Origin of the sequence: Alteromonas sp. S167, from assembly GCF_036864375.1 — a bacterium.
GTDB lineage: Bacteria > Pseudomonadota > Gammaproteobacteria > Enterobacterales > Alteromonadaceae > Alteromonas.
On sequence record NZ_JAZETR010000005.1, the window covers coordinates 195,632 to 210,223 of the forward strand.

The window sequence follows — 14,592 nt, forward strand, 5'->3', positions numbered from 1 at the left end:
AACAGTGTTATTCCACTACTCGGTTGCGACCGTTCTTTTTCGCCACATAAAGTTTATCGTCTGCCTGTTTAAGGGCAGCATTTATATTGGAGTCTGTTAACGCAGTTGCTACACCAAAGCTTGCCGTTATTGGATGGTTAATATCGCCTTGAATAAACGGATTTGCTTCTACATTCTCCCTAATTTTTTCTGCAAGTTTTACCGCTTGGCTTAACGTAGCATGAGGGAAAAGAATGAGAAACTCTTCACCGCCTGTTCGAGCAACGACATCAGTATTTCTTACACATTCTTTCATTAGCTGAGTGAAATGAATAAGCACATCGTCACCCACGTCATGGCCGTAGGTGTCGTTAATTTTTTTGAAGTGATCAATATCAACCACTACCGCGCTTAAAGGGAAATACGATACAGGGTCTTCCATGGCTCTATCAAAAAATACTGCATCAAGAAAGCGTCTGTTTGGCAGTTTAGTGAGTGGGTCGGTATTCGCCTGACGCATTCGCTCTAGGTTTTCTTTCAGCATTTCTTTTCGGCTTTGATGCCAGAAGTTCTCGCCAATAAACGCAACACAAATAAAACAAAGCGTAGCAATTAAAAATCGTGACACGTGTTCAGGCGGATATTCGGCAACAATGTGTTCTTGGTTGAACAACAGAGCTATTGCTATACCCAAAGTAACCGACACATACAAGATGGCAGGCTTAAAACGCACCACTATAATTTGAATGAAAATGAGTGGAAAAATAAAGTACAGGCCCGTGTTATTCAAACCACCGGTGTACACCAGCGCATTGACGGTAAAGACTACAATAAGGCCAGCAATATAATAAAAGGTATCGTTTCGCGGAAACGCATGGGAAAGCGCAACATTGGCATAGATTACCGCAGCTGATGCCGCGAGAGAGCCAACCAATAATGTATCGCCGCCCCCAAAGTTGAGCCATGCCATAAAAGCCATAATGGTGCCGCCAACATACGAAATAAAATAAAGCGTTAATCGCCTTCTTTTCGTTTCGGCTTCATCCTGCTGCGAATTCCTTAACAACTGTCGTACCGATGAATGGTCCATACAACACTTAATCTCCGTTTAATTATCAACTACATAATTCACACATAGCATAGACTGGTTTTTATCCAATCTACAAATATAAAACTCGTTATACATGCAAACTTTGTGTACGAAAACGCGTATACTAAGCGCTAGAAATAGATAAAGTTTAATAATTTAGAATTTTGGAAAGGCCATGAGTAATCTCAACACCACACGCACCATTAGAATTGCCACAAGAAAAAGTGCTTTAGCACTTTGGCAAGCCGAATATGTAAAGGCAAAACTGCTGGAGCATTACCCCACAATGGCGGTTGAGCTAGTACCTATGAGCACACAAGGTGACAAAATTCTAGATACTCCCCTTGCCAAAATTGGTGGCAAAGGGCTGTTTATTAAAGAGCTTGAAGTCGCCATGCTTGAAGGTCGCGCCGACATAGCCGTGCATTCAATGAAAGACGTTCCCGTTGAATTTCCTGAAGGCTTTGGGCTTCATGCTATTTGCGAACGAGAAAACCCATTCGATGCGTTTGTTTCAAATAATTTCGACTCATTAGATACTCTTCCACAAGGTGCAGTTGTAGGTACATCAAGCCTTCGACGCCAATGCCAAATTAGAAAGTTTCGTCCAGACTTAGTTATTAAAGACTTACGCGGCAACGTAAACACGCGCCTAGCCAAATTAGATGCGGGCGAATACGACGCCATTATTCTTGCCTCTGCAGGGTTAATTCGCCTAGAGATGGAGTCGCGTATTCGTATGCCGTTACCGGCAGATATTTCACTACCAGCAGTGGGGCAAGGTGCTGTGGGCATTGAGTGTAGAAATGACGACGGTGAACTTATTGAGTTACTTCAGGCATTAAACCATACCGACACCAATACTCGTGTAACCGCAGAGCGCGCAATGAATGAGCGCCTTGAAGGCGGCTGCCAAGTGCCCATTGGAAGCTTTGCAACGCTTGACGGTGATGCTCTTACGCTAACTGGTATGGTTGGCAAACCAGATGGTTCAGAACTGCTTTTTGCATCGGCAACAGCACCTCGAGATAACGCTAAGAGCATAGGCGTTGAAGTAGCAGAAGCACTGTTAGCGCAGGGCGCAGGTGACATTCTTAAAGCGCTGTATAACTAAGCTAACGCACAAGCCAGCCTATACACTATGCTACTGTTTACACGCCCATTACCCAAACTGAATACCAGTGCTAAAGCATTCGATGCTGCAGGTGTTAACGCAGTGGGCGTAGCCACAACAGATATAGTTCAAGTGGTTTCAGAGCACAAAGCAGCGCAGTTATTACTTACCACAAATGCTATAGACGTGGTGATTGTGACTAGCGTGTACGCCGTAGAAACCGTACTTACTGCAATGCAAGACTATGTGTCTGCACACGATAGCTACCCAATTTTTGTTGCTGTTGGCGACGCTACAGCACGAAAGCTGCGAGAAGGGTTACCCAAAAACGCTGCTCAGAACGTCGTTACCCCAGAGTCACACACCTCAGAGGGAATAGTGGCAATGCACTATTTCAATGAGGCAAATGATCAACATGTAGTTATTATGAAAGGTGAAGGCGGCCGGCAAGCAATATCAGAGGGCTTAGCTAGAGAAGGAAGAATTATTAGCACATTTTGTGTATACAGAAGAGAGCTACTTACGCAGCCTGTGTACACAAAACGGTGGAAAATTGCCGACGTTAGCGGCATTATCGCTACAAGCGAGGCCATGGCGACGCAACTTATTTCGCACTATGGCAATGCATTGCTAACGTTACCATGGGTAACCGTAAGTGAACGCATAGCATCGTCACTTAACAGATTAGGGGCTTCGCGCGTTCAAATATGTCATCGCGCAACCGACCAAGCACTTATCGCTTGGGTAAAGGACAATTGGGAGTATTGAATGGCCAACAATAAAGATAACAGCCCTCATAATGAGGAACTCGTTCACGTAAGTTCAGAAAAAGACGTTATCGAGTCGACTGCAACTAACGATAACAAAGCTTCCAAAAGTGCTAAAAAGTCGTCTTCGGGTAACGGACTGCTGTGGTTTGTGGTTTTCATTTTATTGTTGGCGGTACTTGCCCTAGCCGGCGCTGGCTATTGGTACTACACCAAACAACAAGCTGCGCATAACAACGTTCAGTCAACCCAGCAAAACACCAATACCCAAATACAACAGCTAGCGGCAGACCGAGCAACGCTTGCCGCTTCGCTTGGCGAAATTAAGCAAACTAACAGCGCCCTTCAAGAGACGGTAGCTGCGCTTAAAGAGCAAAACGATATGCTTGCGCTACAGGCTGAATCGGCACTTGAACAAATTCAGAATATGGAAGGCCGTCGCCCTGCCGATTGGTTAATTGCCGAAGCCGACTATTTAGTTCGCATGGCAGGCAGAAAGCTTTGGTTAGAAAATGATGTTCGTACTGCCATCCTATTGTTAGTAAATGCTGACAAACGTTTAAAGTCTCTAGCTGACCCGTCTGTACTTCCTGTTCGTGCAGCTGTTGCTGAAGATATTCAAACGTTGCAGCAGTTAAAACAAGTATCGCCAAGCTCTGTTGCACTAGCGCTAACCGGCATGGTTGCACAAATTGATAAACTGCCTTTAGACACATTTGAGAAACCTGTTGATGCTAACGGCGAAGACAATACGTTGTCAGAGTCTGCCGATGATTGGAAAGACAATTTGGCAAAGGTGTGGCGCTCGTTGGTAGACGACTTCCTCACCATCAAAACCATAGACGGTCCAGTACAACCCGTTCTTTCTTTGGAAGCGCAGTTTTTAGTAAAAGAGCAACTTCGTCTACAGCTAATGCACGCACAGTCTGCAGCGCTTAAAGGCGATGCAGGGCTTTACAATCAATCACTTCAATACGCTCAAACCATACTTATTGAAAAGTTTGATATTGAAGCCAGCCAAGTAAGTGGTTTTGTTAGCGCACTACAAAACTTATTAAACACCGATGTCTCGCGTCCTATTCCAAGTGAACTTGTATCGCAAAAGCCGCTAGAAAGACTGTTAGACAACCGTGTTAAACAAGTATTTGGTCAAGGAGCAAGCGTACTATGAAATGGTTAGCTATTGCCCTTGCGGTGTTAGCCGCGTTCGTAGCCGCACTGATTATTGGCCCCATGCTGTTAGGCGATCAAGGCTATGTGCTGTTCACTCTAGGTGATACCGCCGTTGAAATGAATATTATCAGCTTCGGTATTTTGCTGATTGGTGCGCTTGTAGCTTGGTACGTGTTATCACGAGCAACACTGTGGGCGTTAAGTCTTATTACAGGCTCGCATAAGTGGTTTGGTAGTTTGGGCGACCGCAAGCGTAAACGCGCTTTTTACGATGGTTTACATGCCATGGCCGCTGGCGATTTAGACACAGCGCAGAAGGCCCTTGGCAAAACCACTAACGGTGACTTTGAAGGTGTAAATTACTTAGCATCGGCACAAATTGCGTTTACGAATGGCGACCTACCGAAAGCGCGTTACTTTTTAACACAAGCCACCGACTTTCCTACAGCTAAAGTAGCTGCCACGGTAATGCATGCACGTATTGATTTAGTAGATAACAAACATGCAGAAGCGCTGGAAAAGCTAGACGCCCTTGACGAGCAAGAGCGCGACAGTAAGCCTGTCGTTCAGTTAAAAGCGCAAACCCTTGCAGAGCTTGGCAAATGGCAAACCTTGGAAGAAAACTTATCGGGTTGGCGCAAGGCACTACCTAAAGATGCCTACACCACATGGAGCAAGCGTATAGCTAAGGGTAAGTTTGCCGAAATTGCCAGCAAACAAGGTGCTGTAGAGCTAAAAAGCTATTGGGAAAACCTTCCTAGAAAGTTGCGTAATGACGATGCTTATCGTGCTGCATACGTTCAACAACTGCTTGATCAAGGCATGCATGCCGACGCTCAACAGCTTTTGGTTGGATGGCAAAAGCGTGGCCCGAACACTGCACTTTTCCCATTGTTTTCACAGCTTAATATTCCAGACTCTTCACCCTCACTACGACTGCTTGAAAGCTGGATTAAACAAGATGAAGAAAACGTTGCGTTATATTCAACACTTGGCCAAGTAGCCTTTAACTCAGGTGACGACGTACTTGCCGAAAAAGCGTTGTTAAAAGCGACCAAAATGAAAGCGCGAAAAGAAGATTTATTGCTGTTGTCAGCCATAAGTGAACGTAATCAAGACACAGCAACTGCCCTTCAGCTTTACAAAGAAGGGCAGCAAGCAATTGGTTAATGCCCAACAGCTAGGCCATGCCTAGCTGTTGATAAACATCATTAAGCTCATCATGAATTTTGGCATTTGCGAAGCGCAGGCCGTCACTGCGCGCGCTGTCGTCAATAACCTTAACCCATGATTTTCCATATTTTTGTACTTCATCGTCACTGCACGCGTCAGCGTTAAACATATACAAAGGCTGTGCGTAGTTCATTTTTGCTAGATTTGCTGTTAACTGAAACGGCTTAAGTATCTCAGGTACAGTGGCAAACATATGAAAGCCGCTATAATTCTTAGCTTGTCCGCCTGCAGAACAAATTATCATCAAGTCTTTACCCTGTAACTTGTCTCCTTTGCTTCCATAGGCAAATTGGTATTGAAGTACATCGTCTAGCCATTTTTTTAAAAGCGGTGTCATCGACCACCAATAAATGGGAAATTGAAGCACAATTCTATCGTGTCCCATCAACAGCTTTTGTTCCTTTTCCACGTCAATGTTGAAGTCTGGATATTCGCTATACATGTCACGACTCGTCGTAACTTTACCCGACTCCACAAGCTGCTTTTGCCACGTTCTATTAACGCGCGATTGCGCCAGGTCTGGATGAAAAACTAAATGCATTATTTTCATGTGCTCACTCCTTAAACGTTGTTAAAGTGAGCAAGCGCACGACGTGCTACAACATCACCAAACTCTTGAACAAAGTGACCCGCTTCTTCGACTTTCATAGGTGTTGGGCAACCTTTTATAACACTTTGCATATAGTGCATTACATCTGGCCCTAGCATTTTGTCTTTCATACCAATCGCCATAAAGGTATCGCCTTCCCATTCCTCTTTCCAAAACGTAAACGCGCGACTTGAAATATCGATACAAGCTTTATCTGGGTTTGCCACAATTTTGGGAAACTTCAGTACACCGGCTTGATACTCTCTACTGGGAAATGGTGCGGCATAGGCTTTGGCCTCTTCATCGCTGATACTTGGCGCATACTGTTTAAAGAATGTATCAAGCGATAACGAAGCGGGCTTTACGATATCATCGTGCCACTCTAGAAAAGCCGGTGTAGTAACTGGTTCAACTAATAGGCCAGTATTCATAATTAGCAGGCGCTTAAAGCGCTCTTTCATTTCCATTGGCAATGTTAGCCCCAGCAATCCGCCCCAGTCCTGGCACACCAGGGTTATGTTTTGAAGATCTAACTTCTCTATCAATCTAATAAGATAGTTTCGATGAAATTCAAAAGTATAGGTATCTTCACTCACTGGCTTATCTGACTTTCCAAACCCCAATAAATCAGGCACTACCACGCGTCCGCCCGCTTTAACAAATTCAGGGATCATCTTTCTGTATAAGTAACTCCATGCTGGCTCACCGTGAAGACATAGAAAAACATCGTCGGCATCGCGCTCGCCTTCGTCAAGGTAATGCCCTCTTAGGCCCTCGTACCCAGGAATATCTTCAACGTAATGCGCTGCAAAAGGGTAATCGGCAAGGTTCTCAAAATTAGTATCTGGTGTACGTAACGCCTGAATCATCACATTTCCTCTTTGACACAGTTAATCATTTAAATAAATTAGGTCACATGACCTAACAATTGAAATATTAGGTCATTCGACCTAAAATGACAACCTCAGATTTTGGAAAAACGCGCGTACTTTAGGTAAATTACTCAAAGCACGTGAAAAACAATGATTAACAGAACGAAGGTTGTATGAAAAAAAACGCTAAGGTGGAAAAGATACTCGATGTGGCGTTAGCGTTGTTAAAAACCGATGGTGACTATGGCGTTACTATGCGGCAGGTCGCAGCACACGCAGATATGACACTAAGCAATGTTCAATATTACTTTAAAAATAAAGACAGTTTACTGGTGGCTATGGCAGACCGTTATTTTCATTCATGCCTTGAAGAGATGCGGGCAATGCCTAAGTTTACCTCACTGCAACAGCTAGATTCTGACTTAGAACGCGTGGTCTCTGACTTTCTAAAACACGGTTTGGCACTTTCAGAAATGTGCAGAATATTTCGAGAATATTGGGCCATTTCAACGCGAAATGCTTCGATTGAGCAATATCTTGATAATTACTACAAAGCTTACGCACATGTTCTTGCAGATATGTTTCGCCCCGTTGCAGCACAAGATAGTAATGCCACTATTGCAGCATCGCTTTTCGTGCCTTTTGTTGAAGGATATTCTATTACCGCGCTGTCATTACCTGAGAATATAGACACAATAAGTAATGAAATTTGCACGCTACTTCGAACTACTTTGCTAAGAGAACATTAATAATTTCTTCATAAGCGCTTGCCCCTCTTGTTTTCACAAACATGTTAGATATATAGTAAAAAGCAAGTTACTTGTCGGAGTGCTTCACTGGATACCCAGTAAGCTGAGACCGCGAAAGCGGGATCCGTTGAACCTGATCAGGCTAATACCTGCGAAGGGAACAAGAAAATATAATGCTGAAGTAGAAATGTTGTTGTGCTGTTGTATTAGCACGCGTTGTCACTGTGGTTTGGATGTCCTCACACCTTGATGCCTTGGTGTTGCACCGCGCAAAAAGCCACATACCGCGACAACTTTCTTGCTTCAATCTTGCGTTATATTCTCCTTCACTCCTGACAAGCATTTTAAAACCTAAACGAAAGGCCAAAATGCTATGTCTACTCGACGCGAACAGCGCCAACAAGCGCAACAATTTATCAATGAATTAGCGGGCGAAGCGTACCCAAATTCAACTCGTCACTATGAAACCGGTAGCCGTGCCGATATCAATGTGGCCATGCGCCATATTCATCAGCACGACAGCTTGGTTGGCGGTACAGAAGAAAATCCACTCTTTGAGCCTAACCCAGCTATTCCGGTTTATGACACCTCAGGTCCCTATGGAGATCCGGCTCAGGTTATAGATGTTCATAAAGGGTTAGCGCCGCTAAGGCAGTCTTGGATAAACGAAAGAAACGACACGATAACGCTTAACGGTGTATCGTCTTCGTTCGCTAAAGAACGAGAAAACGATATCTTCACCGAAGATTTCCGTTTTATTCGAGAGCGTAAACCACGCAAAGCGCAACCGGGAAAAAACGTAACCCAACTTCACTATGCGCGCCAAGGCATTGTTACGCCAGAAATGGAATACATTGCCATTCGTGAAAACATGGGCAGACAAGCTATAAAAAGCGCTGAGCTAACTCAGCAGCACAAAGGCGAGCACTTTGGCGCTAACTTACCAGAGAACATTACCCCTGAATTTGTGCGAGATGAAGTCGCTGCGGGCCGCGCCATTATTCCGTGCAACATTAATCACCCTGAACTTGAGCCAATGATTATCGGGCGTAATTTCTTGGTGAAAATTAACGCCAACATTGGCAACTCCGCGGTGACTTCGTCTATTGAAGAAGAAGTGGAAAAGCTAGTGTGGTCAACCCGCTGGGGTGCAGACACCATTATGGATTTGTCTACCGGTCGTAACATTCATGAAACCCGTGAATGGTTATTGCGTAACAGCCCCGTGCCGCTGGGTACCGTGCCTATCTATCAAGCGTTAGAAAAAGTTAATGGCGTAGCAGAAGACTTAACCTGGGAAATGTTTAAAGACACCCTTATTGAGCAGGCAGAGCAAGGCGTTGACTATTTCACCATTCACGCGGGCGTACTGCTTGAGTATGTACACCTTACAGCCAAACGCGTAACCGGCATTGTGTCACGTGGTGGTTCTATAATGGCGAAATGGTGTTTAAGCCATCACAAGCAAAGCTTTTTGTACGAACATTTCCGCGAAATTTGTGAAATTTGCGCCCAGTATGATGTGTCCCTATCGCTTGGCGATGGTCTTCGCCCCGGCAGCGTAGCCGATGCAAACGATGACGCGCAGTTCTCTGAACTACGCACACTAGGCGAGCTAACCAAAATTGCGTGGGAATACGATGTTCAGGTAATGATTGAAGGCCCAGGTCATGTACCTATGCACATGATTAAAGCCAATATGGAAGAGCAGCTAACCCACTGTCATGAAGCACCGTTTTACACACTAGGCCCTTTAACCACCGACATTGCACCTGGCTACGATCATTTCACTTCAGGTATTGGTGCAGCCATGATTGGTTGGTACGGCTGCGCCATGCTGTGCTACGTAACGCCAAAAGAGCACCTAGGTTTACCTAATAAAGAAGACGTAAAACAGGGCTTAATTACCTACAAAATTGCTGCTCATGCCGCTGATTTAGCAAAAGGTCACCCAGGTGCGCAAATACGCGACAATGCCATGTCGAAAGCGCGTTTTGAATTTAGATGGGAAGACCAATTCAACCTTGCGCTAGACCCTCATACTGCCCGTGCATACCACGATGAAACCTTGCCACAAGCATCTGGAAAGGTTGCGCACTTTTGTTCAATGTGTGGCCCAAAGTTCTGCAGCATGAAAATTTCACAGGAAGTGCGTGACGTCGCTAAAGAAAACCAGGCGAAAGAAAATCAGACAAAACAAGAAGTAGCTAAACAAACTGAGGCTAAGCAAAACGCAGCAGAACAGGCACAAGTAAAAAGCCAAGGTATGCAAGACATGGCAAAGGCCTTCAACGCATCTGGCGCCGAGCTTTATCACAGTGCCGACAGCAAGGTTGAACTGCCATGACAACGCACAGTGAAAAACGCCCGACCGTATGGTGCGTGGGTGGCGTTGACTCTAGTGGCGGCGCGGGAATAACCCGCGATGCCATTACGCTGGCAGATTTAGACGTACACCCATGTGCCATTACTACGCAAATCACTGTGCAGTCTAATACGATGATGGTAAACAGTGTACCTGTTAGGGCGTCGATACTTAACGAACAGTGGCAAGTGCTTGAACACGAGGGTACGCCTGCAGCAATTAAAATAGGTGCAATTGCTAACGATGAGCAAGCCTTATTGCTGTGTACGCGAATTCAGTCGATGCAAACCCCACGACCTTTTGTGGTATGGGACCCCGTGCTTCGCACCTCAACGGGCGCAATGTTAACTGACCTAAGCGAAAGCACTATTTCCACACTAGTAAGCACTGTGGATTTGATAACACCTAATACGGATGAGCTTTGTGAGCTTACCGGGCTTTCCGTAAACAGTATTGAAACCCTACAAGCAGCGGCGCACGCACTGCTTGAGGGCGGCGCAAATGCGATTTTGGTAAAAGGTGGTCATGCGCAATGGCAACACACCGTTAACGACTACTTCATTACCAGCGGCTATTTTCGCGTATTTCAGCAACCCAGAAACGCGAATGGTCGACTGCGTGGAACTGGCTGCATGTTAAGCAGTGCATTGTGTGCATTTGTCGTTAACGGCTACGACATTGACGACGCGCTTACCCTAGCTAATGCGTATGTTATGCACGTGCGCGAAAAGTCCGTATCTTCACTGTACCCGGCGTCAATGTGCTCTACGTCTTTATCAGATACAGCGAGCCTATCAAATACCGTAAATCTCTCGAAAAGCACACACCTAGCAAGAACCAACGGCTTCCCAGAGCAATCAGCGCTATTTCCTGCTGTTTTTTCTAGCTGTGCCGAATACCAGCATTTTCAGCAACAGCGCTGCGGCAACCACGAAAATTGTAAAATTAATACTGCACCGTTTGCCTCACTTACTAATGAAAACATGGGTATTTACCCTGTAGTAGACAGCGTTGATTGGATAAAAATGCTATTGCCCACGGGCGTAAAAATAATTCAGCTGCGCGTAAAGGAAGGCTCGCCGCAGTATATTGCTGACCAAATAAAAGAAGCGGTTAGCATTACCCAAAACACCCAGTGCCAGCTGTTTATAAACGACTATTGGGAGCTTGCCATAGAATTTGGCGCTTACGGCGTACATTTAGGGCAAGAAGATTTAGATAAAGCAGACCTTAAAGCAATACAAAAAGCAGGGCTACGCCTTGGTTTGTCTACTCACGGTTACGCGGAAATTCAGCGCATAAAAGCACTTCAGCCATCTTATATTGCGCTTGGGCATATATTTCCCACTACTACCAAATGTATGCCGTCACAGCCCCAAGGCGTTAAGCGGTTAGCTAAATATGTAGCGCTGTGTAAACCAACACCTACGGTGGCTATCGGCGGTATAGACTTCGACAGCATTCGCGATGTAGCGGCAACCGGCGTGAATAGCATCGCCATGGTGACCGCTATTACACGTGCAGAAAAACCGGTTAGTGCCTTCAAGCTGCTTTCGAAGGAGGCGGGCTTTGCTAACTAACCAAGACATAAAACGATATAGCCGTCAGCTTTTAGTTAATGGCATTGAGGAAAGTGGCCAGCACAACATTGCTAACGCACATGTCGTTGTAATTGGGTTAGGTGGGCTTGGAAGTCTGGCAGCACGATACTTAGCAGGTGCTGGTGTAGGACGCATTACGCTGGTAGATGGCGACATAGTTGATATTAGTAACCTGCAGCGTCAAGTTAGTTACAACGAAATGCACCTTGGCGACTTAAAAGCCAAAGTCCTTAGCAACGAGCTACACAAAGTAAACCCAAACATAGATATTCATGCAAAATGCCTTTATGCAGACAGCAATAACCTACCTAGTTTAATGAGTACTGCAAACTGCATACTAGATTGCACCGACAATGTAGCAATACGTCAGCAAATAAACCAGGCATGTGTTGATGCACAAATACCCTTATTCATTGCTGCAGCCAGTGGAGATACCTGGCAAGCAATTAACGTTGCTACTAACAAAGAAGGCGGTTGCTATAACTGCCTAGTTAACAGCATTCAGGTACAAGAAAACTGCATAACGCAAGGGGTTCTTGGCCCAGTAGTAGGTATGGCTGCATGCCACCAAACTACGCAGACATTGCTGTACTTGGCTAGAAAAGACAACGCTAATTTAAAATGGGGGCACTACCTAACTGCAAATGCAGCCACAGGTGAAATGCACACCTTCTCTCTTCCTCGGTCTACTTACTGCAAGGTATGTTATGACAACCATTAATATTCACGTTAATAGCCAACGCCTAAGCGTTATCTCGCCCATTACTCTTACCGAACTTATTGCTTTAAAACAGCTTAACGATACCGGCACTGCCATAGCGAAGAACAGCGCTATTGTGAGCAAAAAAGACTGGCCTAAAACCTTCCTAGAACAGGGCGACAACATTGATATATTTACTTTAGTAGCAGGAGGATAACTATGCTGACACTCGCCAATCATACGTTCACATCTAGGCTGCTAACAGGCACAGGGAAGTTCAGCCACCCGAATGTGATGAAAGAAGCTATTGCAGCATCAAGAAGCGCTATTGTCACTTTGGCCATGAAGCGCGTAGCACAGAGTAGCGCTAGTGATAATACATTGGCGGCACTTCGCGATTTAGGCGTTACTTTACTGCCGAATACGTCTGGCGCTAAGAATGCCAGTGAAGCGTTGTTTGCAGCAGAACTGGCCTATGAAGCTATTGGAAGCCAGTGGATAAAATTAGAGATCCACCCTGACCAACGCTATTTATTACCAGACCCCATCGAAACATTGAAGGCCGCCGAAGCCTTGGTAAAAAAAGGGTTCCATGTGCTGCCCTACTGCGGTGCCGACCCTGTATTGTGCAAACGTTTAGAAGAAGTAGGTTGCGCTGCGGTAATGCCTCTAGGCGCCCCCATTGGCAGTAATCAGGGCCTTCAAACAGAGCCCTTTTTAAACATTATTGTAGAACAAGCACGAGTGCCGGTAATTGTAGATGCGGGTATTGGTAAGCCCAGCCAAGCTATGCACGCCATGGAAATAGGGGTTGACGCTGTACTGATAAACACTGCTATTGCTACTGCACACAACCCTGTTGCTATGGCCGAAGCGTTTGCACAAGCTGTTGAAGCTGGCCGGCATGCATTTGAAGCGGGCCTTAGTAACAGCAGTAAATTTGCCGAAGCTTCTAGCCCGTTTACTGCGTTTTTAAGTTCGTCAAAAAAGAAGACCTCAACAGCAGCCACCTCAAAAGCAGCCACCTCAACAGAAGCCAGCCCAAATGCAGGCTTATCAGGGACAGGCCGTTCAAATATAAGCGGTTCAGACATTAGCGCTTCAGATAAAAGCTCTTCAAATAAAAACATGGCGGAGTAGCCTTTTTATGAATGTTGCTCAAACACTATTAACCCAAGACTTGTCGCATTTAGCACTGTCGATAAACAGCAAAACCCCAAAGGACGTTGAGCGAGCGCTGTGTAAAACCACGCTGCAGCTAAACGACTTTATGGCATTAATTTCTCCTGCTGCTACTCCCTATTTAGATGCCATGGCAGAGCGCGCTTACACGCTAACGCGCCATCGTTTTGGGAACACCATGCAGCTTTTTGTGCCGCTTTACTTGTCTAATTTGTGCGCCAACGAATGCACCTACTGTGGATTCACTATGAGCAACAAGCTGAAGCGCACTACCTTGACCGTAAGCGATACCCTTACCGAGATACAAGCTATTAAAGAAATGGGTTTTAGCCAAGTGCTGTTAGTGACGGGCGAACACGAAACTAAAGTAGGCATGGCCTATTTTGAAAAAATATTAAGCGCTATAAGAGAAAAGGTAAGCTACCTAATGATGGAAGTGCAGCCTTTAAAGCAAAATGAATATGCCACGCTTAAACAGGCTGGGCTTGATGCCGTTATGGTTTACCAAGAAACATACTGTCCAATGCAGTATGCAAAATTTCACACAAGGGGAAAGAAACAAGACTTTTTATGGCGGCTTGAAGCAACCGACCGCATAGGCGCGGCAGGTATAGATAAAATAGGTATTGGTGCATTATTGGGGTTAGGTGATTGGCGGGTAGACAGCGCCATGACAGCACTTCATGCACAGCTACTACAACAGCATTATTGGCAAAGCCGTGTTTCAATTTCTTTTCCGCGCCTTAGAAGCTGCGAAGGTAATACAACGGGTGGAAATACACATGCAAACAAACAGCTACCCAACGAGAAACAGTTACTACAGCTTATATGTGCCCATCGTATTTTTAATCCTTATGCAGAGCTGTCGCTTTCCACACGAGAGTCGGCACACTTTAGAGACGGCGTATTGCCGTTAGGCATTACGTCGATGAGTGCGGCCTCACAAACCCAGCCCGGGGGCTACAGCCAGCCTTCTGCTGCACTTAATCAGTTTGATATTGACGATAACCGGCCAGTGGAAGATGTGGTAACTGCCATTGTAGATAAGGGGCTAGAGCCCGTGTGGAAAGACTGGATGCCTTTTAACGCAACACCCTGAAATAAAATAAAAATGTCTCATTTGGGCAAATAAAACAACCGTTAAGTATGCATTAGTTTTTTTATCTTAAAATAAGAAA

General features: G+C 45.3%; 13 protein-coding genes, 1 pseudogene and 1 riboswitch. Of the genes and pseudogenes, 11 read left to right on the forward strand and 3 right to left on the reverse strand.

The annotated features are described in order from the left end of the window. Positions 1–7 precede the first annotated feature (7 nt). Positions 8–1,069, reverse strand: coding sequence for a GGDEF domain-containing protein (locus V7R35_RS09910; protein WP_334014607.1), 1,062 nt, complete (start codon positions 1,067–1,069; stop codon positions 8–10). A gap of 175 nt (positions 1,070–1,244) precedes the next feature. Between V7R35_RS09910 and hemC the strand changes: the two genes are divergently transcribed. From hemC to V7R35_RS09930, 4 genes are read left to right on the forward strand one after another with little or no spacing between them, the layout of a single operon-like run. Beyond that, positions 1,245–2,183 (forward strand): hydroxymethylbilane synthase, encoded by a 939-nt coding sequence (gene hemC, locus V7R35_RS09915; protein WP_334014608.1) that lies wholly within the window; start codon positions 1,245–1,247, stop codon positions 2,181–2,183. Positions 2,184–2,210: 27 nt separating this feature from the next. Continuing rightward, a complete protein-coding gene (locus V7R35_RS09920) occupies positions 2,211–2,951 on the forward strand; it encodes a uroporphyrinogen-III synthase (protein ID WP_334014610.1) in 741 nt (246 codons plus the stop codon). Continuing rightward, the gene (locus V7R35_RS09925; protein WP_334014611.1) at positions 2,952–4,121 is read left to right on the forward strand and encodes a uroporphyrinogen-III C-methyltransferase; all 1,170 of its coding nucleotides are present in this window, start codon (positions 2,952–2,954) and stop codon (positions 4,119–4,121) included. Next, positions 4,118–5,293 carry a heme biosynthesis HemY N-terminal domain-containing protein gene (locus tag V7R35_RS09930; RefSeq protein ID WP_334014612.1) on the forward strand — a complete coding sequence of 392 codons (1,176 nt, stop codon included), beginning with the start codon at positions 4,118–4,120 and terminating at the stop codon, positions 5,291–5,293. Before V7R35_RS09925 ends, V7R35_RS09930 begins: the two co-directional genes overlap by 4 nt. A 10-nt stretch (positions 5,294–5,303) precedes the next feature. Here V7R35_RS09930 and V7R35_RS09935 read toward each other — a convergent pair whose 3' ends face one another. Next, entirely contained in the window at positions 5,304–5,906 is a 603-nt protein-coding gene (locus V7R35_RS09935) for an NAD(P)H-dependent oxidoreductase (RefSeq protein WP_334014613.1), read from the reverse strand. 11 nt (positions 5,907–5,917) lie between these two features. Beyond that, positions 5,918–6,814: a haloalkane dehalogenase gene (locus V7R35_RS09940; RefSeq protein ID WP_334014615.1), complete on the reverse strand. Its 897-nt coding sequence runs from the start codon at positions 6,812–6,814 to the stop codon at positions 5,918–5,920. Positions 6,815–6,990: 176 nt separating this feature from the next. On the opposite strand from V7R35_RS09940, the gene V7R35_RS09945 reads away from it, so the two are divergent. From V7R35_RS09945 to thiH, 7 genes and pseudogenes are all read left to right on the forward strand, one after another. Next, positions 6,991–7,566: a TetR/AcrR family transcriptional regulator gene (locus V7R35_RS09945; RefSeq protein WP_334014617.1), complete on the forward strand. Its 576-nt coding sequence runs from the start codon at positions 6,991–6,993 to the stop codon at positions 7,564–7,566. Positions 7,567–7,631: 65 nt separating this feature from the next. Then, positions 7,632–7,743, forward strand: a riboswitch (TPP riboswitch). 196 nt (positions 7,744–7,939) lie between these two features. After that, complete coding sequence (gene thiC, locus V7R35_RS09950) at positions 7,940–9,913, forward strand: phosphomethylpyrimidine synthase ThiC (protein WP_334014619.1); 1,974 nt, start codon at positions 7,940–7,942, stop codon at positions 9,911–9,913. Further along, positions 9,910–11,511, forward strand: coding sequence for a thiamine phosphate synthase (thiE, locus tag V7R35_RS09955; RefSeq protein WP_334014621.1), 1,602 nt, complete (start codon positions 9,910–9,912; stop codon positions 11,509–11,511). The genes thiC and thiE overlap by 4 nt, the downstream gene beginning before the upstream one ends. Continuing rightward, the gene (locus V7R35_RS09960) at positions 11,501–12,253 is read left to right on the forward strand and encodes a HesA/MoeB/ThiF family protein (protein WP_334014623.1); all 753 of its coding nucleotides are present in this window, start codon (positions 11,501–11,503) and stop codon (positions 12,251–12,253) included. The genes thiE and V7R35_RS09960 overlap by 11 nt, the downstream gene beginning before the upstream one ends. Then, positions 12,240–12,449, forward strand: coding sequence for a sulfur carrier protein ThiS (thiS, locus tag V7R35_RS09965; RefSeq protein ID WP_334014625.1), 210 nt, complete (start codon positions 12,240–12,242; stop codon positions 12,447–12,449). Before V7R35_RS09960 ends, thiS begins: the two co-directional genes overlap by 14 nt. A 2-nt stretch (positions 12,450–12,451) precedes the next feature. Then, positions 12,452–13,213: pseudogene (locus V7R35_RS09970) on the forward strand (thiazole synthase); the annotation flags it as partial. Positions 13,214–13,379: 166 nt separating this feature from the next. Beyond that, positions 13,380–14,513 carry a 2-iminoacetate synthase ThiH gene (gene thiH, locus V7R35_RS09975; protein ID WP_334014628.1) on the forward strand — a complete coding sequence of 378 codons (1,134 nt, stop codon included), beginning with the start codon at positions 13,380–13,382 and terminating at the stop codon, positions 14,511–14,513. Positions 14,514–14,592: the final 79 nt, after the last annotated feature.